Raw genomic sequence first — 25,784 nt, 5'->3', positions numbered from 1 at the left:
CGGATCCTAGGCGCTCAGCGCTTCAGGGACGCGGCGTCGCCCATGACGACGACGGGGTGCAGGTCCGGGTCCAGGGCGAGGAGCAGCTCCTTCATGTGTTTCTCGGCGATGCTGACACAGCCGTGGGTGGGGCCGCCGTGGTCGACGTGCAGCCATATCCCGCCGCCGCGTCCCGCGCCCAGCGGCCGGGTCCAGTCCAGCGGTGAAGTGCCGGGCTTCCGGTTGTAGTTGATGGCGATCACGTAGTCGAAGGACCCGGCCAGCGGCTCACCCTCGAAGCCGGTGCCGGGCGCGGTGAAGCCCACACCGTGGTCGTACGGCAGCTTGCTGCCGGGGTTCTTCAGCAGGCCTCCGGCATCGGTGAGGGTGTACACGCCGATCGGTGAGCGCAGGTCGCCTGCCAGGTGGTGGTCGGTCCAGCCCTTGCGGGCGTTGTGCGCGGGCCAGCTCGCACCGGCCCGCCAGCCGGCCGCCGTGCGTTGGTAGAGCACCACGGTGGAGACCGGCGAGTCGCGGCCCCGCCCGGTGGCCACGACGGCCTGCCGGGCGTCGGCCGGTACCTTCGCCCAGGTCTTCGGTCCGAGCCCGGGTATCCGCTGGGGAGCGGTCTCGGCGGAGACCTCCGGTGAAGGGGTGGTCTCCGAGGGCTCCGGAGTGGGCGTGGGCGCGCTCTCCGTGCCGGCCACGGCACCGCCGCCGCATCCGGTGAGAAGCAGGGACGCGGCGAGCAGGGCGACGTGGGTTCTGCGTGTGATCATGGTGTGACTCTGACCGACACTTGTAAGAAACTGGTCAGGTTCTAGGGCCGGTTCGGCTTGCCGGGCGTGTGGAGCCAGGTCTGGAACAGGCCGTTCAGGTCCTTCTTCGACACCCTTTCCGCGAGACGCACGAACTGCGCGGTGGTTCCGTTGCCGTCGCGGTGCCCGGTCGCCCAGGCGCGCAGGATCAGGAAGAACGCCCGGTCGCCGACGGCCGTGCGCAGCGCGTGCAGGGTCATGGCTCCCCGGGCGTAGACGGGGGTGCCGAAGATGTTGGCGCCGCTGCCGGGGTCGCCGGGAGGGAACTCCCACAGGTCGTCGCTCGCGGGTTTCGCGTAGAGCTCGTCGAAGGTCTTCTGCGCGCTGTCGCCGCCGTGCTGCTCGGCGTAGAGCCACTCCGCGTAGGTCGCGAAGCCCTCGTTGAGCCAGATGTCCTTCCAGGAGGTGAGCGATACGGAGTCGCCGAACCACTGGTGGGCGCTCTCGTGGACGAGGGTGCTCAGGTCGGGTGCCCGGTCGTAGACCGGACGGCTCTGGGTCTCCAGCGCGTAGCCCACGTTCGGGGCGTGGTCGACGATCGATCCGGCCGCGCGGAACGGGTAGGGCCCGAACAGCTTGCTCTCCCACTCCAGGACGGAGGGCAGCTTCTTGAGCACGGGCGCCGCGGCGGCGGCCTCGCGCGCGTCGACGGCGTTGTAGACCCGGATGCCGTTCCTGGTGGTGAACTGCTCGACCTTGAACTTCCCGACGGTCGCGGTGGCCAGGTAGGCGGCCATGGGCTCGCTCTGACGCCAGCGGAACGTGGTCTGGCCGTGCGTGGTCCGCTGGGAGAGGAGGATCCCGTTGGCGACGGCGGTGCGCCCCTGCGGGACGGTGAGGGTGAAGTCGTACGACGACTTGTCCGTGGGGTGGTTGTTCGCCGGGAACCAGGTCATCGCGCCCTGGGGCTCTCCGGCGACGAAGGCTCCGTCGTCGGTGGGGATCCATCCGTCGAGCGAGCCGTCCGGGTCGGTGACGGGGCCGGGCTTCCCCTTGTAGGTGACGGTGATGGTGAATCGTTCCCCCTTGCGCAGGGCGCGCTGCGGGGTGACCACGAGTTCCTGTCCGTCGCGGCGGAAGGCGGCCTTGGCGTGACCGACCGTCAGACCGGTGACCGTCAGTCCCTTGAAGTCGAGGTCGAAGCGGCTCAGGCGCTGGGTGGCGCGGGCGGTGAGGACCGCCCGGCCGTCGAGGTGACGGCTGTCGGGGTCGTAACCGAGCGTCAGGCCGTAGTGCTCGACGTGGTATCCGCCGTTTCCGGCGAGCGGGAAGTAGGGGTCGCCGGCTCCGGACGAGCCCGTCGGGGAAGGCGCGGCGGCCCCGAGCAGAGCGGTGAGGGCCATGACGAGGACGAAGGTGCGTCTGACGGCCTTCGGCACGTGCTCTCCTACAGGTCGGGGGGTGGACATCGGCTTCACACTAAAGGCCCCCTCCGCCGCAACTCACCCTTGATCAGGTCAAGTCACGGCGGGCTCCGCAGTACGCTCCGACGCACTCACCCCTTCGTCGAGAGGCCACCCGTGAGCGTGCGCGTCCGCCGTGTCTACGAACCGCCCGAGCCCGCGGACGGCGTCCGCGTCCTGGTCGACCGGCTGTGGCCGCGCGGCCTGTCGAAGGACGCGGCCCGCGTCGACGAGTGGCCCAAGGCGCTCACCCCGTCGACCGAACTGCGCCGCTGGTACCACGCGGGCGAGGGCTCCTACGAGGAGTTCGCCGAGCGGTACGAGGCGGAACTGGCAGATCCCGAGGCGGCCGAACTGCTCGATCGGGTCCGGGAGTTGGCGAGCCAGGGCGACGTGACCCTACTGACCGCGTCGAAGACGCCGGAGCAGAGTCACGCCACCGTGCTGGTGCGCCTGTTGGGGGGTTAGGGCCCCCGACGGATCAGGCCGACGTCACGAGGTCCGGCACGCCGACCCGCGCCGCACCGGCTCCCGACCGCCCGCTCACCCGCGCTCCCGGCGCCGTGCCTCGAAGCCCGCGCGAACCACCGGCAACCGTCCCCGGCCGACCCGCGTCAGGGCCCCTGGTCCTAACCGACCTGCTTCGCCGCCGCCCGTCCCGCCGCGCGGCCGGAGAAGAGGCAGCCGCCGAGGAAGGTGCCCTCCAGCGCGTTGTAGCCGTGGACGCCGCCACCGCCGAAGCCGGCGACCTCACCGGCCGCGTACAGGCCCTCCAGGGGCTTGCCGTCGGTGCCCAGGGCGCGGGAGTCGAGGTCGGTCTGGATGCCGCCGAGGGTCTTGCGGGTCAGGATGTGCAGCTTGACGCCGATCAGCGGGCCGGCGGCCGGGTCCAGGACGCGGTGCGGGGTGGCGACCCGGCCGAGGCGGTCGCCGATGTAGCGGCGGGCGTTGCGGATGCCCTGCACCTGGGCGTCCTTGCTGTAGGAGTTGGCGATCTGGAGGTCGCGGGCCTCGATCTGGCGGCGGATCGAGGGGGCGTCGAGGAGGGGCTTGTCCGTCAGCCCGTTCATCTTCTCCACGAGCTGTTCCAGGTTCGGGGCGGTCACGAAGTCCGCGCCCTTGCGCAGGAACGCGTCCACCGGTCCCGGAGCCCCCTTGCCGAGGACGCGCTCCTTGAGGAAGCCCGCGCGGTCCTTGGCGGTGATGTCGGGGTTCTGCTCGGAGCCCGAGAGCGCGAACTCCTTCTCGATGATCTTCTGGGTGAGGATGAACCAGGAGTGGTCGTGCCCGGCGATGTCCTCGGTGGTGCGCAGGTGCCTGAGGGTGCTGAGGGTGTCGTAGCCGGGCAGGCAGGGGTCGGGCAGCCGGCGGCCCAGCGCGTCGAACCACAGGGAGGACGGGCCGGGCAGGATGCGGATGCCGTGGCCCGGCCAGATGGGGTCCCAGTTCTGGATGCCCTCGGTGTAGTGCCACATGCGGTCGCGGTTGACCAGGCGGACGCCCGCGCCGGCGCTGATGTCGAGCATCCGGCCGTCGACGTAGGCGGGGACACCGGTGACCATCTCGGCGGGCGGGGTGCCGAGCCGCTCGGGCCAGTAGCGGCGGACGATGTCGTGGTTGGCGCCGATGCCGCCGGTGGTGACGACGACGGCCTGGGCGGTGAGCTCGAAGTCGCCGACGCGGTCGCGGTTGGAGGCGACCCCGCGCGCGGAGTTGTCCTCGGCGAGCACGGTCCCGCGCACGCCCCGCGCGGTGCCGTCCTCGACGACGAGCTCGTCGACCTGGTGGCGGTGGTAGAAGGTCAGCAGCCCGTCGCGCGCCGCCTGCTTGGCGTATCCGACGAAGGGCTCCACCACTCCGGTGCCGGTGCCCCAGGCGATGTGGAAGCGGGGTACGGAGTTGCCGTGGCCGTGGGCGGTGAGGTCACCGCGCTCGGCCCAGCCGACGGTGGGCAGGAACTTGATGCGGTGCCCCTCCAGCCAGGACCGCTTCTCGCCGACCGCGAACTCGACGTAGGAGCGCGCCCAGCGCACCGCCCAGGAGTCCTCGTCGTCGACGCGGTCGAACTGGGCGCTGCCCTGCCAGTCGTTCCAGGCGAGGTCGAAGGAGTCCTTGATGCCGAGGCGCCGCTGTTCGGGGCTGTCGACGAGGAAGAGCCCGCCGAACGACCAGAAGGCCTGGCCGCCGAGGTTGGCGGCGTTCTCCTGGTCGACCAGGGCGACCCTCCTGCCCCGGCTGGTGAGCTCGTGCGCGGCGACCAGGCCCGCGAGGCCCGCTCCGACGACGATGACGTCGGCATCCATGGCGACCGTCCCTTCCCTCATACGGTGGTGTCGCTGCCGTCGGTGAGCAGCGCGGTGAGCAGTTGCTTGAGCCAGACGCGGGCCCGCTCGACGTCGGCGTCGAGGAGCAGTTGGACGGTGACCCCGTCGTAGGCCGCGACCACGGCGTGGGCGGCACCCTCGACGTCGACCAGCACGGCGGGCAGTTCCGCGTGTCCACGCGCGCGTGCCAGCCGGTCGGCGACGGCACGCCTGAGCCGGGCCCGGTGTTCGAGCAGGGTGCGGGCGACCTCGGGCGCGCGGGCGGCGTGCACCAGGAAGTCGGTCTTCACCAGGAGCCAGTCCCGGTCCAGGAGCAGCACCTCGGTGACCCGGTCGACGGCGGCCGGCACGTCGAGGCCGGGTCCGTCGAGGGCGAGGGCACCGGAGACCTGGTCCGCGATGAGGTCGGCGCGCTGCTGGTAGAGCGCGAAGAAGAGCTCGTCGAGGCTGTCGAAGTTCGAGTAGAAGGCGCCGCGGCTGTATCCGGCGGCCTCGCAGACCTCCTCGATCGACACCCGTCCGAAGCCCTTGGCGGCGAACACCGCGAAGGCCGCGTCCAGGAGGTTGGCACGCGTGCGGACCCGGCGCCTGGTCACACGCCTGGTCGTGTCCTCCATCGCCACGTCGGCACCTCCGTTCGATACGCGAATGTATCCGATACACCGATGTATCGAAAGAGTCGAACACGCAAGCGGATTTTCATGGGAACAGATTTTCGATTCAGGAGTACGCTGGATCCATGACCGCGCACCTCCAGGGCTCCCTGTTCGACCAGGCCGACCAGCTCCGGCTCGGCCCGCTCGACGGGATCCGCCGTACCGTGCTCGACTTCGGCGCCTGGATCGACCTGCTGCCCGGATGGCTCGGCGGCTCGGACGCGCTGTTCGAACAGCTCGCCGCCGAGGTGCCCTGGCGTGCGGAGCGACGCAAGATGTACGACCACGTCGTCGACGTCCCGCGCCTGCTCGCCCACTACGGCGTGGACGACGAGCTGCCGCATCCCGTCCTCACCGAGGCCCGCGCGGCGCTCACCGCGCACTACGCCGAGGAGCTCGGCGAGCCGTTCACCACGGCGGGGCTCTGCTACTACCGCGACGGCCGGGACAGCGTCGCCTGGCACGGCGACCGGGGCGGCAGGGGTGCCAGTCAGGACACGATGGTCGCGATCCTCTCCGTGGGCGCCCCGCGCGATCTCCTGCTGCGGCCGGCGCGTGGCGGCGGCGAGACGCTGCGGCGGCCGCTGGGCCACGGCGACCTGATCGTGATGGGCGGTTCCTGCCAGCGCACCTGGGAGCACGCCGTACCGAAGTCCACGCGCGCCACGGGACCGCGCATCAGCATCCAGTTCCGCCCGCACGGCGTGCACTGAGGCCCGCACGGCGTGCGGTGAGAACCACGCACGGCGTGCACTGCGAGCCCCCCGCACGGCGTGCACCGCGGCAGAGAGGCGGCTGCCTCGGGGCGCGCGGGGGCTGCCTCCGGCGGACGGTGCCGGAGGCAGCCCCGTCCCGCCGGGGCCTGGAGGCGGAAAGCCAGGGGAAGTTGACCGCTGGAGGACCGGTACCCGCCGCTCCGGATCGACGGGGCGTCTGCTTTGCTGTGTGCCGTCGGGCAGGGACTCATCGGGCGGGGCGATCATGAGCGCGGGCGTGCAGCAAGTCGCGGACGGCACCTACCTGGTGCACGGCAGCAACACCAACTGGGTGATCCTGACCGAGGGAAGCTCCGCCACTCTGGTCGACACCGGCTACCCGGGCGACCGGGAGCAGGTGCTCGCCTCCCTCGCCGAGGTGGGGAGTTCACCGGAGGCGGTCACCGCCGTACTGATCACGCACGCCCACAACGACCACCTCGGGTCCGCCGAGTACCTGCGCTCCGCCTACGGCACGCCGGTCTATCTGCACGAGGCCGAAGTCCCGCACGCACGCCGGGAGTTCCTCCACCAGGTCTCCGTCGGAACGGTCCTGAGGAACGGCTGGCGCCCCGGTGTGCTGCCGTGGGCGGTGCACGCGATCCGGTCGGGGGGCACGGCCCACGTACCGGTCGCCTGCCCGCAGCCGTTCCCGGCGGAGGGCGCCCTCGACCTGCCCGGCCGGCCCGTGCCCGTGCACACGCCGGGCCACACCGACGGGCACTGCGCCTTCCACCTCCCCGAACGCGGCGTGGTGATCTCCGGCGACGGCCTGGTGAGCGGTCACCCCACGTCCCGGGTCGAGGGTCCCCAGCTGCTGCCGGACATGTTCCACCACGAGCGCGCGCGTGCCGTGGCCTCGCTGGACGTGTTCGCCGGGCTGGAAGGCGACGTCCTGGTGCCCGGACACGGCCCGGCCCACCGCGGTCCAGTCCGTGAATCGGCACTTCAGGCCAAGGAGCGCGCGCTCTAAGGTGAGGTGACGATCACCGGCCGGACAAGGACACCGCACCATGGCACTGCAGATCAGCGCGACGAACCCGGAGCACCCCGCGCTCCTGCTCGAACTGCCCTGGCACCTGCCGCTGGAGCAGTGGCCGGACGAGGTCCTGGTCCCGCTGCCGCGCGGTATATCCCGCCACGTGGTGCGCTACGCCCGCGCCGGCGACGAGGTGATCGCCGTGAAGGAGCTCGCCGAACGCCCGGCGCTGCGCGAGTACGAGCTGCTGCGCGATCTGGACCGGCTCTCCATCCCGGCCGTCGATCCGCTCGCCGTGGTCACCGGGCGCACCGACGCCGAGGAGGCCCCGTTGGAGTCGGTGCTGGTCACCCGGCACCTGGGCGGCTCGATGCCGTACCGCTCGATGTTCGAGACGACCATGCGGCCCGCCACCATGCACCGCCTGATGGACGCCCTCGCGGTCCTCCTGGTCCGCCTGCACCTGGCCGGGTTCGCCTGGGGCGACTGCTCCCTGTCCAACACCCTGTTCCGGCGCGACGCGGGCGCCTACGCCGCCTACCTGGTGGACGCCGAGACCGGCGACCTGCACCCGCAGCTCAGCCCCGGGCAGCGGGACTACGACCTCGACCTCGCCCGCGTCAACATCAGCGGTGAGCTGCTCGACCTGGAGGCCTCCGGCGCCCTGCACCCCTCCGTGGACGCCATCGAGTTCGGCATGGAGATCTGCTCGCGCTACGGCAAGCTGTGGGAGGAGTTGACCCGCCGGTCCGTGTATCCGGCGGGCAAGTACCACTTCATCGAGCGCCGGATCCGCCGCCTCAACGACCTCGGATTCGACGTCGCCGAGATGCAGATCGAGCACGCGCCCAACGGCGACTCGGTCACGTTCGTGCCGAAGGTCGTGGACGCGGGTCACCACCAGCGCCAGCTCCTGCGCCTGACCGGCCTCGACACCGAGGAGAACCAGGCCCGGCGGCTGCTGAACGACCTGGAGTCCTGGATGGCCACCCAGGACGACTACGCCCCGGGCGACCCCCTCGGCGCCCGCCCGGAGGTGCTCGCCCACCGCTGGGTGCGGGACGTCTTCCGGCCCACGGTGCGGGCCGTGCCGCTGGAGATGCGCGGCTCGATGGACCCGGCGGAGATCTACCACGAGCTCCTGGAGCACCGCTGGTACCTGTCCGAGCGGGCCCAGCACGACATCGGGCTCGACACGGCCGTCGAGGACTACATCAACAACATCCTCCCCAAGGCCCGCGAGACGCTCCAGCCCACCCCCGCCACCGCGGACTGACCTCACACGTGCGGCACCACGGCCACCGGGCAGTCCGCGTGGTGCAGCACACCGTGCGCGACCGAACCGATCCGGGCGCCCACGGCGGTACGGCGGGCCCGGCGGCCCACGACCATCAACTGGGCCCGCGCGGTGACCGACAGCAGCACCTGGCCCGCGCTGCCCATCTCCACGTGCTCGACGACCGGCACGTCGGGGAAGCGCTCCCGCCACGGCTGGAGCGCCGCGGCCAGGGCCTTCTTCTCGTACGGCTCCAGCCCGCCGGCCTCGTCGAGGAGCTTGAGCGAACCGGGGCTGTAGGCGAACACCGGCGGCAGCGTCCAGGCCCGTACGGCACGCACCGCCGCTCCCCGGGCCGCCGCCGTCTCGAAGGCGAAGCGCAGGACCTTGGCGCTGTCCTCCGGGTCGCCCTCCTGGCCCACGACGACGTCGCGCCCCGAGACCTCCGTGGCGGCCTGGTCCCCGGCACGCACCAGGACCACGGGCCGCGTCGCCTCGGCGATCACCTGCTGGCCCACCGAGCCCAGCAGGAAGCCGACCACCGGCCCGTGCCCGCGGGAGCCCAGGACCAGCACTTCGGAGTCGGCCGCGGCGGCCACCAGCACGTCGACGCTGCCGCCCTCCACGAGGTCGGTGTCCACGTCGAGCCCGGTGTGCCGCCCGGTGACGGCCCGGACGGCCTCGGCGACGGCGTCCCGGGCCCAGCCCGCCTGGGTGTCCCGGTCCCCCGCGTCGATCCCCTCGTACGGCTGGAACCGCCACGCGTGCACCACCCGCAGCGCCACGCCTCGCCGGACCGCCTCCCTCGCGGCCCAGCCCAGCGCGGCGAGGCTCTCCTCGGTTCCGTCGATGCCTGCGGTGATCGGGCGGGTCATGCGGTGGCCTCCCTGGTCGCGGTCACGTGCGTGCGGTCCAGTCTTCACTACGCTGCCGTCATGACACTGGAATGGGAGCAAGTCATCGTGGACTCGGCCGATCCCGTCGCCCTCGGGCGCTGGTGGGCCGAGGCGCTGGGCTGGGTCGTGGTCGCGGACGCCCCGGACGAGTTCGAGATCCGCCCCGAGAAGGACCGGATGCCGGGGCTGCTGTTCGTGCCGGTTCCGGAGCCCAAGAGCGTCAAGAACCGGCTCCATCTCGACTTCCGCCCGGACGACCAGGAGGCCGAGGTGACCCGCCTCCTCGCCCTGGGCGCCCGGCACGCGGACGTGGGGCAGGGCGAGCAGCCCTGGGTGACGCTCATGGATCCCGAGGGCAACGAGTTCTGCGTACTGGGCAAGCGCCGAGCCTGACACCGGCAGGGTCAGCCATCTCTGCGCGTCTGAGGGCGATCGAACATACGATGGGCGGGACCGGGCCGGACACCACGGGGGGCGCTGTGCCCCGACCGACCGCCCGGGGTGGGGAGACGCATGGCACAGGCCGCCGAATCGGCGCGGACCGTCATCCTGACCGTGGACGACGACCCGGGGGTCTCCCGCGCCGTCGCCCGCGATCTGCGGCGGCGCTACGGCGAGTCGTACCGGATCGTGCGCGCGGAGTCCGGCGAGTCCGCGCTGGAGGCGCTGCGGGAGCTGAAGCTGCGCGGCGACCTCGTGGCGGTGATCCTGGCCGACTACCGCATGCCGCAGATGAACGGCATCGAGTTCCTCGAACAGGCCCTGGACGTGTATCCGGGCGCCCGGCGCGTGCTGCTGACGGCATACGCGGACACCAACGCGGCGATCGACGCGATCAACGTCGTGGACCTCGACCACTACCTCCTCAAGCCGTGGGACCCGCCCGAGGAGAAGCTCTACCCGGTGCTGGACGACCTCCTGGAGGCGTGGCGGTGCAGCGACTACCGGCCCGTCCCCGCCACCAAGGTCGTCGGTCACCGCTGGTCGGCGCGCTCCTCGGACGTGCGGGAGTTCCTGGCCCGCAACCAGGTGCCGTACCGCTGGTACTCCTCGGACGAGCCCGAGGGGCAGCGGCTGCTGGCCGCGGCGGGCGAGGACGGGCAGCGGCTGCCGGTGGTGATCACGGCGGACGGCACTCCCCTGGTCGAGCCGGAGGCACCCGACCTGGCCGCCCATGTGGGCCTCGCGACGACCCCGACCGCCGACTTCTACGACCTCGTCGTCATCGGCGGTGGTCCGGCCGGGCTCGGCGCTGCGGTGTACGGGGCCTCGGAGGGGCTCAGGACCGTGCTGGTGGAGCGGTCGGCGACCGGCGGTCAGGCCGGGCAGAGCTCCCGGATCGAGAACTACCTGGGCTTCCCCGACGGGGTGTCGGGTGCCCAGCTCACCGACCGGGCCCGCCGGCAGGCGACGAAGTTCGGGGCCGAGATCCTCACCGCCCGTGAGGTGGCCGGTCTGGAGGTCAACGGCGCGGCCCGCACCGTGCGGTTCTCGGACGGGTCGGCGGTGGCCGCGCACAGCGTGATCCTGGCCACCGGGGTGTCGTACCGGCAATTGGAGGCGCCGGGCTGCGCGGACCTGACCGGGTGCGGGGTGTACTACGGCTCGGCGCTCACCGAAGCTGCCGGGTGCCAGGGGCAGGACATCTACATCGTCGGCGGGGCCAACTCGGCCGGGCAGGCGGCCATGTACCTGTCCCGGGGCGCCAAGTCGGTGACCCTGCTGGTGCGCGGTCCCGACCTCACCGCGTCGATGTCGCACTACCTGATCCAGCAGATCGAGGAGGCGCCCAACATCTCGGTCCGCGCGCGCACGGTCGTCGAGGCCGCGCACGGCTCCGACCACCTGGAGCAGCTCACCCTGCGCGACGTCGACACCGGGCAGACCGAACTCGTCGACGCGCAGTGGATGTTCGTGTTCATCGGCGCGGCCCCGCTGACCGGCTGGCTGGACGGCACGGTGCTGCGGGACGAGCACGGGTTCATCCTGGCCGGACCCGACCTCACCGCCGACGGGCGACCGCCGTCGGACTGGGAGCTGGACCGGCCGCCGTACCACCTGGAGACCAACATTCCGGGCGTGTTCGTCGCGGGCGACGCGCGCGCGGAGTCCGCGAAGCGGGTCGCGTCCGCCGTCGGAGAGGGAGCCATGGCCGTGATGCTCGTCCACCGGTACCTGGAGCAGTCGTGAGCGGGCGGCTGATGCCGTGCAGCGCGGGGGAGATCAGCTCGCTGTTCCTCTTCGAGAAGCTCAGCCCCGAGCAGCTCGGCAGGCTGTGCAGCGAGGGACGGGTCGAACTGTTCGACCCCGGGCCGGTGTTCGCCGAAGGTGACCCGGCGACCTGCTTCTACGTGATGATCGAGGGCACGCTCGTCATGTCGCGCCGGGTGGGCGACGACGACATCGAGGTGAGCCGCACCTCCCAGCCAGGGGTGTACGCGGGGGCCGTGCAGGCGTACGTCGGGGACGGGAAACCGCAGCGGTACATGAACTCGGTGCGGGTGTCGCAGCCGACGCGGTTCTTCGTCCTGCCCGCCGAGTCGTTCGCGAACTTCATGCACGAGTGGTTTCCGATGGCGGTCCATCTCCTGGAGGGGCTCTTCCTCGGTTCGCAGACCTTTCAGCGGGCCGTCGGGCAGCGCGAACGGCTGCTGGCGCTCGGCTCGTTGTCCGCGGGTCTCACCCATGAGCTCAACAACCCGGCCGCGGCGGCCGTACGGGCCACGGCGACGCTGCGGGAACGGGTCGGCAAGATGCGGCACAAACTCGCCGTCATCGCCCAGGGCTCCTACAGCCCCGAGGTGATGGCGAACCTCATCGACATCCAGGAGCGCACGGCCGAACGGGTCGCCAAGGCGCCCGCGTTGAGCCCGCTGGAGGCCTCCGACCGGGAGGACGCGCTCAGCGACTGGCTCGACGACCACGGCATCCAGGACGGCTGGCGGATCGCGCCGACCTTCGTGCAGGGCGGCCTCGACGAGGACTGGCTCGACCAGGTCGCGGCGACCGTGGGCGAGGAGATCCTGCCGAACGCGATCGGCTGGCTCAACTACACCGTCGAGACCGAGCTGTTGATGGACGAGATCAACGACTCCACGGCCCGGATCTCGCACCTCGTGGACGCGGCCAAGCAGTACTCCCAGCTGGACCGGGCGCCCTACCAGGTGGCCGACGTGCACGAACTCCTCGACAGCACCCTGCTGATGCTGTCGGGGAAGATCGGGCAGCAGATCAAGGTCGTCAAGGAGTACGACCGGACCCTGCCGAGGATCCCGGCCTACCCCGCCGAGCTCAACCAGGTGTGGACGAACCTGATCGACAACGCGGTCCAGGCCATCAACAGCGTCGGCGGGGAAGGGACGTTGACCGTCCGGACCGCGCTCGACCACGACCGGCTGCTGGTGGAGTTCCGGGACACCGGGCCCGGGGTGCCGCCGGACATCCGCGGGCGGATCTTCGATCCCTTCTTCACCACCAAGCCCGTGGGTGAGGGGACAGGACTCGGGCTCGACATCTCCTGGCGGATCGTGGTCAACAAGCACCACGGGACGCTCCAGGTGGAGTCCACGCCGGGCGACACCCGCTTCCAGGTGCTGCTTCCGCTGACCGCCGTGGACAACGACACGACCGAGGAGCCGGAATGACCGACGTCAAGGGGATCGACCCGAGCGTGCCGCCCAGCGGGGACGGGTGCGTGGAGTGCGACGCGGCGGGTGGCTGGTGGTTCCATCTGCGGCGGTGTGCGCAGTGCGGGCACGTGGGGTGCTGCGACTCCTCCCCCGGGCAGCACGCGACCGGCCACTTCCGGGATTCCGGGCATCCTCTGGTGCAGAGCTTCGAGCCGGGCGAGGAGTGGTTCTGGAACTTCGAGACGGGTGAGATGTTCGAGGCGGGGCCGGAGCTGGCGCGGCCGGGGAGTCATCCGGAGTCGCAGCCGGCGCCGGGGCCTGCGGGGCGGGTGCCGGCGGATTGGGCGCGGGTGCTTCGCCGATGAACTCGGTGGCGCCGGTCCGATGGCGGCTGCGGGTGCGTCGTGGCTGGTCCCGCAGTTCCCCGCGCCCCTGAGTGGTTCGACCGGCTGTCAGTTCGAAGTGCCAGGATGTTCGTGTGCCGCAGATCTCTATCAGTACTCCGCTCGTCGGGCGGGAAGACGAGCTGACCCTCCTGTCCGATGTACTCAAGCGTGCCCGGGGCGGGGAAGCGAGGGCCGTGCTCGTCGCCGGGGACGCCGGGGTCGGCAAGACGCGAGTCCTCGACGAGGTCGCCGGGAGGGCCGCCCGGGCCGGGATGACCGTGCTCACCGGGCACTGTGTCGACCTCGGGGACGTCGGGCTGCCGTACCTGCCGTTCACCGAGGTGCTGGGGGCGATCGCGCAGGACGAGCGGTTCGCCGGTGCCCTCTCCGCCTATCCGGTGGCGGAGCGGCTGCTGGGCGGCGGCTCCACCGGCGACTCCGGTGGCCGGCTGCGGTTGTTCGAGTCGATCGCCGGGCTGTTCGCCGACCTCTCGGACATCGCTCCCCTGCTGCTCGTCCTGGAGGATCTGCACTGGGCCGACCAGTCGTCCCGAGATCTGCTGCGGTTCCTGCTCAGCCGGGGGATCCTCCAGCGGTCGGCGGGCGGGGCGCCCACCCATCGGCTGGCCGTCCTCGCCTCGTACCGGGCGGACGACCTGCACCGGCGTCATCCGCTGCGGCCGCTGCTCGCCGAGCTCGTGCGGCTGCCCTCCGTCGAGCGGCTGGAGTTGCGGCCGCTGGCCGACGGCGAGGTGGCCGAGCTGGTGCGGGCCCTGCGCGAGGGGCCGCTGCCGGACACCACCGTGCGGCGGATCGTCGAGCGGGCCGAGGGCAACGCCTTCTACGCCGAGGAGTTGCTCGCCGCCATGGGGAGCGGGGAGGGCGGGGTGCCCAGTGGGCTCGCCGATGTCCTGCTGATCCGGTTCGAGCAGCTGTCCGACACGGCTCAGCAGGTGCTGCGTACCGCGGCCGTGGCCGGGCGGCGCGTCGAGCACGACCTGCTGCGGGACGCCGTACGACTGCCCGACGAGGAGCTGGAAGCGGCGCTGCGCGAGGCCATCGGGCGGCAGGTGCTGGTGCCCGGTGAGGGGGACACGTACGCGTTCCGGCACGCCCTCGCCCGTGAGGCCGTGTACGCCGATCTGCTGCCGGGTGAGCGGGCTCGGCTGCACGGGGCGTTCGCCCGGCTGCTGGGCGGGCGGGAGCAGAAGGCCGAGAGCGCGGCCGAGCGGGCCCATCACTACCGGGAGAGCCACGACCTCGCCCCCGCGCTCGCCGCCTCCCTGGAGGCCGCGGACCACGCCGAGCGGGTCGGGGCGCCCGCCGAGGAGCTACGGCATCTGGAAGCGGCCCTCGATCTCTGGTCGGCGGTGGAGCCGTCCGCGCGGCCCTCGGGTGAGGGCGTCGACCGGGTCCGGTTGATGCTGCGGGCCTCGGCGGCGGCCGCGCACGCCGGGGAACTGCACCGGGCGGTCTCGCTCACGCGGGCAGCGCTCGCCGGTGTCGGTCAGGAGGCGGACTCCGAGCTCGCCGCCCGGGTGCGGTACACCCTCGCCGGGAACCTGATGAGCGTCGACAACCTCACCGCGGCCTTCGCCTACAGCAGCGAGGCACTCGCCATGATCCCCGCCGATCCCCCGTCCCGTACCTGGGTGTGGGCCGCGGCGACACATGTGCTGGCGGCCCGCCAGGTCGGGGAGAACGAGACCGCTCTGCGGGTCGCGCGGCAGGCCCTGGACACGGCGGAGGAACTGGGCGTGACCGACGCCCAGGCGGACCTGCTGATCTCCCTCGCGGTCGTCGAGGGCGGCGGCCGTCGGTCGGTGGAGGGTCGGGAGCGGTTGCGGCAGGCGCGGGAACTGGCCCGCAGTTCGGGTAACGCGCCGGTGGAGATGCGCGCGCTGTTCAATCTCGCCATCGGCACCTTCGAGGCCGGGCACCTGGACGACTGTCTGCCATGGATCACGGAGGGACTCGACCGCGCCCGCAGGGCCGGGCTGCTGTCGTCGCCGTATCCGATGGAGATGCGCTATCTCCATCTGCTGGTGCTGTACACACTGGGCCGCTGGGACGAGTGTGTCCGGGCGGCGCGCACCGATGCCGAGGTGCTGCCCGCGGCCGGTGGGTACAGGGTGGCGCCCGCGCTCTACGTGGCGCTCGCGCGCGGTGACTTCAGGGCCGCAGACCGCGCCCGGGCGCTGATGGAGGGGCCGTTCGACTGGATGGCCACGCTCGTCGCGGGCATCGCGCTGACCGAGGCGGCGGTCCTGCGGGGTGACGCGGAGGCGGCCGTGGAACGGATGCGGTCCACCGTCGCGGTCCTCACCGACGACGCGGGCACGCCTCCCCACGTCACCGTCCGGCTGGCCGCCCTCGCGTTGTCCGCGGTCGCCGACCGGGCCACCGATCTGCGTCTGAGGGGAGACCAGGAAGGTGCGCGTCGATGGGCGGAGACCGCGACCGAGCTGCTGGGGCCGGCCAGGGCCCTCGCCGTGCACGGCGGAGTGCCGCAGGGCCCCGAGGGACAGGCCTGGCTGGCCCGCGCCGAGGCGGAGTGGACTCGGGCCGTGTCGGGGCCGGATGCCGAGGCCTGGGCCAAGGCCGTCGCCGCGTTCGACTTCGGTGACGTGTACGAACCGGCGCGCTGCCGGCTGCGGTACGCCGAGGCGCTGCTCGCGGCCGACCGGCGCGAGGAGGCCGCGGTGGAGGCGCGTGCGGCCCGTGAGGTGTTCGCCCGGCTCGGTGCCAAGGTGCTGCTCGGCCAGGTGGACGCGCTGATCCGGCGCGGCCGCCTGACCGAGGCCCCGCCCACCGCGTCGCCGCTCACGGCCCGCGAGCAGGACGTGCTGCGGCTGCTCGCGCGCGGGCGCAGCAACCGGCAGATCGGCGAGGAGCTGTTCATCACCGGCAAGACGGCCAGCGTGCACGTCTCCAACATCCTCGCCAAGCTGGGCGCGGCGAGCCGCACCGAGGCCGTGGCCGTCGCCTACCGCGAGGGGCTGATCACCCCGGAGACGACGGCCCACGGCTGACGCCTCCTCAGTGGCGTGCGCACTCCAGGCTGTTCAGGTCGACGGAGTCCGCCATGGCCTGCATGCCCTTGTCGTTGGGGTGGATGTGGTCCCCGCCGTCGAAGACGGGGAGCATCCGCTCGTGGTCGTAGGGGCTGCGCAGGACGCGGTCGAAGTCGGTGACCGCGTCGAACTCGTCGCCGCGGCTCCTGACGAAGTCGTTGACCTCCTGGCGTACGGCCTCGGCGTCCGGGTCCCATTCCGGCCAGCCCTTGAAGGGGGCGATGGTGGAGACGACCACGCACTTGCCGGCGTCGTGGGCCCGGTCGACGATCTCGCGGTAGCCGGAGACCAGATCCGCCGCGGTGACGCCGCTGCGGGCCTTGAGGTCGTTGACGCCCTCGAAGAGGAACACGGTGCGCACGCCCGGCTGGGAGAGCACGTCCCTCTCCAGCCGGTTCAGGGCGCTCGGCCCGGAGCCGTCGGCCAGCACCTTGTTGCCGGAGATCCCCTCGTCGGCCACGCCCTTGACCGTGGTGTGCGCCTTCCGCAGACGGCGGGCCAGGTAGTCGGGCCAGCGGCGGTTCCGGTCGCTGGTGGACTGCCAGCCGTCGGTGATGGAGTCGCCGAGCGCGACGACGGCACCGGTGGCCGCGGGGGTACGCACCGAGACCGCGTCGAGGTAGAACCACGACCCGATCGGCTCGGTCCAGTGGGCGCCGCTCTCCTCCGCGGTGTGGTCGCCCCGGGTGGCGTACGACGTCTGCAGGGCCATCCAGTGACCGGTGACCGGGCCCGTGGCGTCCGGGGTGTGGAGGCTGACGACCAGGTTCGACCCGGCGGCCAGGGAGCCGGCCAGCGGGTCGCTGTACACCGTGGCGCCGGGTTCCACGGTGACGGAGGACGAGCCGTCGAAGGTGAGCCGCCGGTTGCTGCCGCGCACCAGATCGGCGTCCTTCAGCTGGAGGCCGGCGTAGACGCTGTCGAAGGTGACCGGCTGGTGGCCGAAGGCGTTGGACAGCCGGACGCGGGCGTCGCGGCCGCCGACGCTGGTGTGGACGACCATGCGGTAGCCGCGGTCGGGGGCCGAGTCACCGATGGCGTAGGCGCTCGCGCCCCAGGTGATCACCCCGTCGGGCGGGCTGACGGCGGCCGGCGCGGGGGTGGCCTGGAGGGCCGCGGCCGCGACCGTGACGGCGGCGAGCCGGGCCCAGCGGACTGCCTGGCGGCTCATCGGCCGAAGCCCTTCAGGGTGACCGTCTCCCCCGGCTTCAGTGTCACCGCGCGGGTGCTTCCCGCGTGGGCGACCGTCGTGGTGCGGCCGCCGGTACTGCGGATCCGGGCTTCGGTCGGTTTCCCGTCACGCCAGCGCAGGTCGACGACGAAGCCGCCGCGGGCGTTCGCTCCGCTGAGGGAACCGGAGGCGGCCCAGGCGTCGGGCAGGGCGGGCAGGAGTTCCAGGTGGCCGGGGCGGGAGTAGAGCAGCATCTCGATCATCGCTGCAGGGGTACCCAGATTCGCGTCGATCTGAAAGATTCCGCGGCCCTGTTCCACCTGGTAGATGTCGAAGAGGTTGAAGGCGGTGCCGTTGCTGCCTCCGCTGGAGGGGCGCAGGTTGTTGACCACGAGCTGGTAGGCGTTGTCGGCGTTCTTGAGGCGGGCCCAGCACAGGGCACGCCAGGCGTTGGCCCAGCCGAAGCTCTCCATGCCGCGTGCGGTGAGCAGGGCGGTGGCGCCGTCGACGATCTCGGCCGGGGTGGAGCCGTCGGGGCGGATGCGGTCGCCGGGGAAGAGGCCGACGAGCGGGGACAGGTGGCGGTGGGTGGTCTCGCCGAGGTTGTCGGGGGACATCCACTCCTCCAGCCAGCCGGTGGTGGGGCTGACCTGCGGGAGGTAAAGGCGTTTGCGGAGGCCGGCGATCGTGGCGGCGAAGCCGGTGTCCTTCTTCAACTCGGTCGCCGCCGCGCAGTAGTTGCCGAACAGCGCCCACACGAGTTCCTGGGCGTAGGTGATGCCCTTGGCGTCGAGGGGGCCGTGCTCGGGCGACCAGTCGCTGTCGGCCACCAGGACCTCCCGTGAGGTGCCCGGGAGGGTCATGGTCAGCAGCCGTGCCTCCCAGAACTCGCAGGCGCCCTTGAGCAGCGGGTAGATCTTCTCCAGGTGGGCCCGGGAGGCGGTGAACTCGTAGTGCTCGTACAGGGAGTTGCACAGCCAGGCGTTGCCCGCCGGGTGCCACCACCAGCCGCCCCCGCCGAAGGGGTTGGTGGAGATGGCGACCGTCCAGCCGGCGTTTCTGCCCGTGGAGTTGCGGTAGCGGTTGCGGGGGTCGTCGAACAGTCTGCGGGTGAGGTCGGTCCAGGACGGGAGCTGGGCGACGCAGTAGTCCGTGAAGGCGTCGAAGCACGGGGACAGGCCGGCCCGGTCGGTCGCCCAGTAGTTCATCTGGATGTTGATGTCGGTGTGGTAGTCGCCCATCCAGTCGGGGTCGTTGCCGTCGAGCCACAGCCCCTGGAGGTTCAACGGCAGGCTGCCGCGTGAGGCCGCGATCGTCAGATAGCGGCCGAACTGGAGGTACTGGGCCTCCAGTTCGGGGTCGGGCGCCCTGTCCCTGGCGCGTGCGCGCAGGCGTTCCCAGGTGTCGAGGGAGCGCTGCTCGGCGGAGGAGGTGCCGAACGAGAGGTCCAGCTGTCCGAACAGGGCGTGGTGGTCGGCGGTGTGGGTGCGCAGCAGGGTGGTCGCCGAGTGCCGGGCGGCCGTACGGACCTTGGTGCGCGCCAGTTTCTGCGGGTCGAGGGAGGGGTCGCGGTAGTGGGCGGAGGCGTCGGGGGTGTAGTTGGTGCCGCCGCTCAGGACGACGGTGAGGTCCCGGCACCCGTTGAACGCGATGTGCGGGCCGTCGACGCCGACGCTGCCGCCGGAGCCGTACGCCGTGATCGCGGCCCCGTAGCGCAGCCCGTTGGGGAGGGTGGCCCCGAAGGAGACCGCGGGTTCCTCGCCGTGCGTGCCCTCCAGCGTGATCGTGCCGGTGTAGCGGCCTCCCCCGCTCTGGGTGAAGTGCAGGACGATGACGTCGTCGGGATGGCTGGCGAAGATCTCCCGTCGGTAGGTCACGCCGGAGCGGACGTACGACACCGTGTTCACGCCCCGGTCGAGGTCGAGGGTGCGGCGGTAGCCGGAGACGGCGGACAGGTCGTGGTCGGGGATGTCCACGGTGAGCCGGGCCAGCAGGGTGAAGGACCCGAAGTCCCCTCGCCCGTAGGGGAACTGGCCGTCGGCGTCGAGGGTGTCGTTGAGGCCGCCGGTCCACATCGTGGCGTCGGTGACGAGGAGGAGTTCACGGCCGGGGTCGTTGCTCACGAGGGCGCCGAGGCGACCGTTGCCGACGGGGAGGCCCTGCTCGATCATCGAGTGCTCGTCGGCGGGGGCCCGCCACCAGGGCCGGTGGCGGGGGTCGGATTCGAGGGCGGGTGGGTCCGCGGGCCTCTGGGGGACGGCGGTCGCCGTGAACGTGGGCAGGGCGGTGAGCGCGGCGGTCAGCGCGAGGACACCGCGTCTGGAGGGGGCGGGGGTCATGGCGGCTCCTGGTGGCTCGGTCAGGACTTCGGTACGTCGATCCGGTCGATGTCCGGCGCGTAGCCGGTGCCGCTGTCGAAGGTGATCGTGTTGGCGCCGGCCTTGAGCGTCACGGGCACGTAGACGCTGGCCACGGTTCCCCAGTCGCCGGTGGCGGGGAGCTTGTGGCGGGTGGCGCCGCCGCCGTTCGCGGAGATGTCCACCGAGCGGGCGTCACCGCTGATGTAGGAGATCTTGATCTGGTAGGTGCCGGCCTTGCCGACCATCACGTCGTTGAAGGTCAGCTTGCCGCCGAGGTACAAGTTGCCGACCTTCTTTCCGTTCGAGCAGGCGGAGCAGTCGGCGACGGAGGCGTTGCCGCCGAGGGTGTTGGCGGACGACTCGGCCTCGTAGCTGGTGAGGGCGACCGCGGTGCCGCGCGGGGTGACGGTGAACAGGCGGGAGCCGTGAGCGGGCAGGGCCTCGGTGATCTTGTTCTTGTGGGTGCCGAGGTTCTCGTGGTTCCACAGGTCGCGGACGGACGCCTTGCCGGTGAAGCCGAGGGTGGTCCAGTCGGCGGTGACGGCGGCGGGGGCGTCGGCGAGGTTGAACAGGGCGACGGTGTAGGTGCCGTCGGTGTTCTTCGCGGCCCAGACCTGCTGCGGGTCGGAGGGGGTGACCGGCTGGGCGGGTGGGTTGGGGCCCTGGTCGATGGCGATGACCTCGCGGTTGGTCAGCAGGGAGAGGCCGTAGGAGTCGAGGCGGGTGAGGTCGTCGCCGGTGTAGAGGGGGGACTTGGCGATGGCCCACAGGGTGGCGTAGCTCTGCCGTTCGGCCTTGGTGAGGCCGTCCATCTGTCCGTTGCCGACGTCGAGGGAGTCGAGGTCGTTCCAGCCACCGGGTCCGGCGTGCCGGGTCCAGGCCGCGGTGTCGTCCCAGCGGTCGTCGACGGAGTTCTCCCAGCTCACGAGGGTGTTGCAATAGCACTCGACGTCGGTGTCGATGCGCCAGCCCTGCGAGTACTTCTTCCAGTCGGCGGCGTGCCCGATGTCGAGGGACCAGGAGAGTTCGAGGTGGATCGGGCGGCCGGTGTCCGCTATCGCCTGGTGCCAGGCGGCCACGTCGGCAACGTTGTCGTACTGGTCGCCGCTCTTGCCGGAGCCGGGTCCGACACCGTCGAGCTTGAGGAAGTCGTAGCCCCAGTCGGCGATCAACTGGGCCTGGGACTCGATGTACTTGCTGGTGCACGGCTTGGAGAAGTCGAGCTTGTAGGCGCTGTCCCAGCCGTTGGTGGTGCGCAGGTCGTCGTAGACGATGTCGGCCGTGGTGCAGCCCTCGGCGTTCCAGACCGGTGTCTTCCCGTCGCCGTAGGCCCCCTTCTCCAGGCCGGCCGGGAGGTAGATGCCGGCCTTGAGGCCCTTGGCGTGGATGCGGTCGGCGACGGCCTTCATGCCGTGCGGGAAGCGGCCCGGGTCGGGCTTCTGGCGGCCGTACTGGTCGAACCCGGACTTCCAGGTCTTGTCCATCCACCAGCCGGCGTCGATGTTGACGTACTCGTAGCCGTACTTCTTCAGCTTGGCGGCCAGGGCGTCGGTCTGCTTGAGGACGTTGGCCTCGGTGAGGTAGCTGTAGTCGCCGTCCGGGTTGAGCCCGGGGTACTTGGAGGACTGCATGCTCCAACTGGACCAGCCCATGTAGGGCTTGGCGGCGAGAGCGGGGGCGTCGGCGGGCACGGGCGCCTCGGCGGTGGGGGCGTCGGCGGCGTGGGCCGTGGGGACGGCGGCGGCGGTGAGGGCGAGCACCAGCAGGGCTCTGGCGGGCAGGGCGAAGTACGAGGATGACCGCATGGGTCGTACCTCCAATGGGGGTGCGGAGTTCTTGTCTGCTCGGCGGGGTTGGGTTGTTGTCGGCTCGACGCGGGTTCTACCTGGCTCGGCGCCGGTTGTTGGCGACTGGACGCGGGTTCTACGCGGCTCGGCGCGAGTTGTTGGCGGCTGGACGTGGACTCTTATCGGCTCGTGTCCGGGCCGATGAAGGACTGGATGGCGGTGGCGGCGGCTCCGCGGGCCCACTCGTCGAACGGCAGCGGGTGGGTGCGGACGTCGCACTGGGCGGCGGAGCCGAAGGCGGCCGCCGCGAAGGCGTCACGGATCTGCTCGGCGAACAGGTCGTAGGCGGCCAGTCCCTCGCCGGAGATGATCACGCGTTCGGGGCCGAGGAGGTTGGCGACGGTGGCGATACCCCGGCCGATCGCCTCACCCGCGCGCGCGTACACGTCCCGGGCCCCGGGGACGCCTTCCCGGGCCAGGGCCAACGCGGCCGCCGCGTCGGGGAGTTCGGCGCCGGTGGCCTGGCGGACCTGGCGGACGATCGCGGCCTCCCCCGCGATCGCCTCCACGCAGCCGCGGTTGCCGCAGTGACAGAGCGGGCCGGAGGGATCGACGGTCACATGGCCGATCTCCCCGGCCACTCCGTGCGCCCCGGCGACCACCCGGCCGTGCACCACCAGGCCGCAGCCGATGCCGGCGCCCACGGTGACCACGGCGAAGTCGGACAGGCCCACCCCGGCGCCGAACCACTGCTCGGCGACCGTCAGGGCCCGTACGTCGTTGTCGACGGTGACCGGCAACCCCGTGGTCATGGCGGCGAGTTCGGCGAGCGGGACGTCACGCCACTCCAGGAACGGCGAGTAGCGAACCGTGCCCTCGCCCCGGTCGACGTCACCCGAGACCGCGATGCCGAGGCCCTGGACCGAGGCCGTGGCGTCGTCCGCCTCGGTGAGGAGCTGTTGGACGAGTTCCGCGACACCCGCGAGCACCGTCCTGGGGTCGCGGGCGGGCAGTGGCAGGTGCCGGGCGACGCGGATGCGGCAGCACAGGTCGGTGAGGACTCCGATGATCTCGTCGCCGGTGACCTTGACGCCGATGAACAGGGCCCGTGCGCCGTCGACCCGCACGAGGTTCGCGGGCCGGCCGAGCGCCGGGCGGGCCTCCTCGTCCACGCCTTCCACCAGGTAACCGGCCTCGATGAGGGGCCGGACCGCCTTGGTGACGGCGGCCGGGGACAGGCCCACCCGCCGGGCCACCTCCAGGCGCGGCAGGGGGCCCTGGGACAGGACGGTGGTGAACACCTGTGAGGCGGCGGGTGTGTTGGCGGGGAACGTCTCGACCGGAGGGGTGGGGCGCATGGCCGGGAACTTAGATTGATTCTTTTCCTTCGTCAATAAAAGAAGCAGGATCGGCTGTGCGTTCCTCAAGAGACTCCTGTGCCGACCGGGGCGGCCAATCATCACTTTTCGTGCTCTTCATGGCGATACTCTCCGCATTCGTACCGGAACTGACGAAGTGACAGGAGATCAGCCGGATGACATCAGCACGAGTGGTGGTCGGGGCGGTGGCCGGGGCGGTCCTGCTGCCCCTTCTCGCGGTCCCCGCCCACGCCGACTCGCCCACCGCGCCCGCGGTGGATCTCGCAGGTCTGCGCGGCGTGTTGCGTTCCGCGCAGGCGCAGGGCGCGCCGGGGTCCATGGCCCGGATCGACGACGGCGGCAGGGTGTACCGGGCGGCGGTCGGCGTCGCGGACCGCGGGAGCGAGCGGGCGATGAACGACGCCGACCGGTTCCGCATCGGCAGCGTGACCAAGACCTTCACCGCCGTCGTCCTGCTCCAACTGGTCGACGAGAAGAAGCTCCAGCTCGACGCGCCGGTCAACCGGTATCTGCCCGGACTGCTCCCCGACGACCGGATCACGGTGCGGCACGTCCTGGGCCACCGCAGCGGCCTGTACGACTACACGAACGACATGTTCGCCCAGACGGTCCCGGGGTTCGAGGCGGTCCGCAAGAAGGTCTTCACGCCCCAGGAACTGGTGAAGCGCTCGCTCGCCCGGCCGCGCACGAACGCGCCGGGCGCGGTGTACGCGTACTCGAACACCAACTTCGTCGTCGCCGGGATGCTCATCGAGAAGCTGACCGGGAACCCGGTGCGGACCGAGTACGAGAACCGGATCATCGGGCCGCTGGAGCTGCGCGACACGTTCTACGTGCACCCGGGCATGAAGATCCCCGGCCCGCACGTCCGCGGCTATCTCACCCCGGACCAGGCGGGCGCCCCGCTCGTCGACGCGACCGAGCAGACCGTGTCCTGGGCGCAGAGCGCGGGCGCGCTCATCTCCAGCACCCGGGACCTGACCACCTTCCTGTCCGCCCTGCTCGGCGGCCGGCTCACCTCGGCCGCGCAACTGGCCCAGATGGAGCGCTGGATGCCCTCGTCGGGCAGCGGCCAGGCGTACGGCCTCGGACTGCGCCGCCGCGATCTGTCCTGCGGGGTCTCGGTGTACGGCCACACCGGTGCCGTACAGGGCTTCTACACGTACGCGTTCGCCTCGAAGGACGGCATGCGCGCGCTCGCCGCGGTCGCCAACACGTCCAACAACGGCACGGTCCTCAACACGATGCTGCGCACCCTGGACTCCGCGTTCTGCGGCAAGGCGACCAAGGCGACCAAGCCTCCGCGCGGCAAGGCTCCGGTGGAGCGGCACGAGGACATGGCGCCGGCGCTCACGCTGGACTGAGCACGGGCCGGGAACCCCTGTGCCCCGGTGCGCGTTCTCCCGGCGAACGACGACATCAGGGCGGCACGATGAGCGAGTTGGTCCCCGGGGGCAATCTGCCCCTCCCCGCAGGGACCGTCACCGTGCGGGTGCCCGGCCCCTTCGACGTGTCCGCCCTGGTCACGGACGACGGCGGCAAGGTCCGGGGCGACGCGGACTTCGTGTTCTACAACCAGCCCTCCGCCCCCGGCGCCCGCCTGGCAGGCGACACGCTGACCGTCGATCCCCGGCGACTGCGCCCGGGCGCCACCAGGATCACGGTCGTCGTCAGCCCGGCCGACCCCGGCACTCCCCTGGCCCGACTGCCCGCCCCCGTCCTCCAGGTCACGGATGCGGGCGGGCGTCCGCTGGCCCGGTTCACGCCACCGCGGCCACGACAGGAGAGCGTGCTGCTGCTCGCGGAGATCTACCGGCGCGGCGACCGTTGGAAACTGCGGGCGCTCGGGCAGGGGTACGCGGACGGACTGGCGGGGCTGGCGCGGGACTTCGGGGTGGACGTCGTGGACGACACGCCGACGGCCGCGGCGCCACGCCCGTCGCTCACGGCACCGGGTCCCACGGCACCTCCCGCCGCCAGGACACTCACGGCACCGGGCGCCGCTCCTCTCCCGTTCCGGCCCCCACCGGCCCCCTCCGCGGCCACGTCCGCACCGACGCTCCCCTCGCCCGCCCCGTCCTCCGACGCGGCCGCCTTCCTCGCTCTCGTCAACGCGGCCCGTGGCACGGCTGGTTCACCCCCGGTCGCACTCGACCCCCGGCTCACCGAAGCCGCCCGCGCCCACGCCTCGGCCATGGCCTCCGCGGGCCGGCTCGGTGTCGAGGGCGCGGACGGCGTCTCCGTCTTCCAGCGGCTCACCGCCACCGGCTACGCGTACCTCACCGTCGGCGAACACCTCGTCTCCGGCCCCCGCAACCCCACCGAGCTCGTCGAGTACTGCCTGCGCGCCGAGCAGCCCCGGCGGACCCTGTACGAGCCGGCCTTCTCCCACGTCGGCCTGTCCCACGCCACCAAAGGCCGCTCCGGCGACACGTACTGGACGGCGCTGTGGGCCAGACCGCTCACGCCCGACGCCCTGGCCCGGGCCGCCCAGGAGGTCGTCGACCTCACCAACCGCGAACGCGCCCGGGCCGGTCTGCCGGCGCTCGCCGTCGATCCGCTCCTGGCCCGTGCCGCGCAGGCGTACAGCACCGACATGGCGGCCCGGGCCTTCTACTCCCACACCTCGCCGGAGGGCACCCAGCCCTGGGACCGGGCCGCCGCCGCGGGCTCGACCCGCCGCTCGATCGGGGAGAACATCGCGTGCGGCCAGCGCTCCCCCGCCGAGGTCGTCGAGGGCTGGATGAACAGCCCCGGTCACCGCGCCAACATCCTCAGGCCCGGCTTCACCCACATCGGAATCGGGTTCGCGGGCGGCGGCCCCGCGGGCACGTACTGGACCCAGCTCTTCGGGGCCTGAGTCGGGCCGCGGGGACGGGAGTCGGGCCGCGATCTTGGCGGAGGGGATCCCT

General features: G+C 71.9%; 20 protein-coding genes. 11 read left to right on the top strand and 9 right to left on the bottom strand.

The annotated features are described in order from the left end of the window. Window positions 1-14: 14 nt before the first annotated feature. Together ABZ098_RS18465 and ABZ098_RS18460 are read right to left on the bottom strand one after the other, a co-directional pair. Entirely contained in the window at window positions 15-758 is a 744-nt protein-coding gene (locus ABZ098_RS18465; protein ID WP_356592261.1) for a L,D-transpeptidase family protein, read from the bottom strand. Between the two features lie 41 nt (window positions 759-799). After that, the gene (locus ABZ098_RS18460) at window positions 800-2,206 is read right to left on the bottom strand and encodes a M1 family metallopeptidase (protein ID WP_356592259.1); all 1,407 of its coding nucleotides are present in this window, start codon (window positions 2,204-2,206) and stop codon (window positions 800-802) included. Window positions 2,207-2,317: 111 nt separating this feature from the next. On the opposite strand from ABZ098_RS18460, the gene ABZ098_RS18455 reads away from it, so the two are divergent. Continuing rightward, on the top strand, window positions 2,318-2,668 hold the full coding sequence (locus ABZ098_RS18455) for a DUF488 family protein (RefSeq protein WP_356592257.1): 351 nt from the start codon (window positions 2,318-2,320) through the stop codon (window positions 2,666-2,668). A 161-nt stretch (window positions 2,669-2,829) separates the two neighbouring features. Here ABZ098_RS18455 and ABZ098_RS18450 read toward each other — a convergent pair whose 3' ends face one another. After that, entirely contained in the window at window positions 2,830-4,503 is a 1,674-nt protein-coding gene (locus tag ABZ098_RS18450) for an FAD-binding dehydrogenase (protein ID WP_356592255.1), read from the bottom strand. A gap of 17 nt (window positions 4,504-4,520) precedes the next feature. Further along, a complete protein-coding gene (locus tag ABZ098_RS18445) occupies window positions 4,521-5,141 on the bottom strand; it encodes a TetR/AcrR family transcriptional regulator (RefSeq protein ID WP_356592253.1) in 621 nt (206 codons plus the stop codon). 122 nt (window positions 5,142-5,263) lie between these two features. On the opposite strand from ABZ098_RS18445, the gene ABZ098_RS18440 reads away from it, so the two are divergent. The 3 genes from ABZ098_RS18440 (at window position 5,264) to ABZ098_RS18430 (ending at window position 8,190) form a co-directional block, all read left to right on the top strand. Then, on the top strand, window positions 5,264-5,893 hold the full coding sequence (locus tag ABZ098_RS18440) for an alpha-ketoglutarate-dependent dioxygenase AlkB (RefSeq protein ID WP_356592251.1): 630 nt from the start codon (window positions 5,264-5,266) through the stop codon (window positions 5,891-5,893). A 268-nt stretch (window positions 5,894-6,161) separates the two neighbouring features. After that, window positions 6,162-6,908, top strand: coding sequence for an MBL fold metallo-hydrolase (locus tag ABZ098_RS18435; protein WP_356592249.1), 747 nt, complete (start codon window positions 6,162-6,164; stop codon window positions 6,906-6,908). A gap of 40 nt (window positions 6,909-6,948) precedes the next feature. Further along, a complete protein-coding gene (locus tag ABZ098_RS18430) occupies window positions 6,949-8,190 on the top strand; it encodes a DUF4032 domain-containing protein (protein WP_356592247.1) in 1,242 nt (413 codons plus the stop codon). 2 nt (window positions 8,191-8,192) lie between these two features. Here ABZ098_RS18430 and ABZ098_RS18425 read toward each other — a convergent pair whose 3' ends face one another. Continuing rightward, window positions 8,193-9,065: a universal stress protein gene (locus ABZ098_RS18425; protein ID WP_356592245.1), complete on the bottom strand. Its 873-nt coding sequence runs from the start codon at window positions 9,063-9,065 to the stop codon at window positions 8,193-8,195. A gap of 60 nt (window positions 9,066-9,125) precedes the next feature. Between ABZ098_RS18425 and ABZ098_RS18420 the strand changes: the two genes are divergently transcribed. From ABZ098_RS18420 to ABZ098_RS18400, 5 genes are all read left to right on the top strand, one after another. Next, complete coding sequence (locus ABZ098_RS18420) at window positions 9,126-9,479, top strand: VOC family protein (protein ID WP_356592243.1); 354 nt, start codon at window positions 9,126-9,128, stop codon at window positions 9,477-9,479. A gap of 120 nt (window positions 9,480-9,599) precedes the next feature. Next, complete coding sequence (locus tag ABZ098_RS18415) at window positions 9,600-11,276, top strand: FAD-dependent oxidoreductase (protein WP_356592241.1); 1,677 nt, start codon at window positions 9,600-9,602, stop codon at window positions 11,274-11,276. 11 nt (window positions 11,277-11,287) lie between these two features. After that, window positions 11,288-12,730, top strand: a complete 1,443-nt coding sequence (locus ABZ098_RS18410; protein ID WP_356592355.1) for an ATP-binding protein — start codon at window positions 11,288-11,290, stop codon at window positions 12,728-12,730. After that, window positions 12,727-13,080: a UBP-type zinc finger domain-containing protein gene (locus ABZ098_RS18405; RefSeq protein WP_356592239.1), complete on the top strand. Its 354-nt coding sequence runs from the start codon at window positions 12,727-12,729 to the stop codon at window positions 13,078-13,080. The genes ABZ098_RS18410 and ABZ098_RS18405 overlap by 4 nt, the downstream gene beginning before the upstream one ends. Before the next feature lie 113 nt (window positions 13,081-13,193). Further along, the gene (locus ABZ098_RS18400; RefSeq protein ID WP_356592238.1) at window positions 13,194-16,133 is read left to right on the top strand and encodes an AAA family ATPase; all 2,940 of its coding nucleotides are present in this window, start codon (window positions 13,194-13,196) and stop codon (window positions 16,131-16,133) included. Between the two features lie 7 nt (window positions 16,134-16,140). Here ABZ098_RS18400 and ABZ098_RS18395 read toward each other — a convergent pair whose 3' ends face one another. The 4 genes from ABZ098_RS18395 to ABZ098_RS18380 all read right to left on the bottom strand — a co-directional run bounded on the left by ABZ098_RS18395 (window position 16,141) and on the right by ABZ098_RS18380 (window position 22,851). Beyond that, complete coding sequence (locus tag ABZ098_RS18395; protein WP_356592236.1) at window positions 16,141-17,346, bottom strand: SGNH/GDSL hydrolase family protein; 1,206 nt, start codon at window positions 17,344-17,346, stop codon at window positions 16,141-16,143. Further along, entirely contained in the window at window positions 17,343-19,685 is a 2,343-nt protein-coding gene (locus tag ABZ098_RS18390) for a glycoside hydrolase N-terminal domain-containing protein (protein ID WP_356592234.1), read from the bottom strand. The genes ABZ098_RS18395 and ABZ098_RS18390 overlap by 4 nt, the downstream gene beginning before the upstream one ends. A gap of 20 nt (window positions 19,686-19,705) precedes the next feature. Further along, window positions 19,706-21,511, bottom strand: a complete 1,806-nt coding sequence (locus tag ABZ098_RS18385) for a carbohydrate-binding protein (RefSeq protein ID WP_356592232.1) — start codon at window positions 21,509-21,511, stop codon at window positions 19,706-19,708. A 161-nt stretch (window positions 21,512-21,672) separates the two neighbouring features. Beyond that, a complete protein-coding gene (locus tag ABZ098_RS18380; protein WP_356592230.1) occupies window positions 21,673-22,851 on the bottom strand; it encodes an ROK family transcriptional regulator in 1,179 nt (392 codons plus the stop codon). A gap of 176 nt (window positions 22,852-23,027) precedes the next feature. Between ABZ098_RS18380 and ABZ098_RS18375 the strand changes: the two genes are divergently transcribed. Beyond that, a complete protein-coding gene (locus ABZ098_RS18375) occupies window positions 23,028-24,236 on the top strand; it encodes a serine hydrolase domain-containing protein (RefSeq protein WP_356592228.1) in 1,209 nt (402 codons plus the stop codon). Window positions 24,237-24,304: 68 nt separating this feature from the next. After that, window positions 24,305-25,732: a CAP domain-containing protein gene (locus ABZ098_RS18370; protein ID WP_356592226.1), complete on the top strand. Its 1,428-nt coding sequence runs from the start codon at window positions 24,305-24,307 to the stop codon at window positions 25,730-25,732. Window positions 25,733-25,784 lie beyond the last annotated feature (52 nt).

Source organism: Streptomyces sp. NPDC006335 (genome assembly GCF_040612795.1).
GTDB lineage: Bacteria > Actinomycetota > Actinomycetes > Streptomycetales > Streptomycetaceae > Streptomyces.
This window is presented reverse-complemented; position numbering and strand designations above follow the sequence as displayed.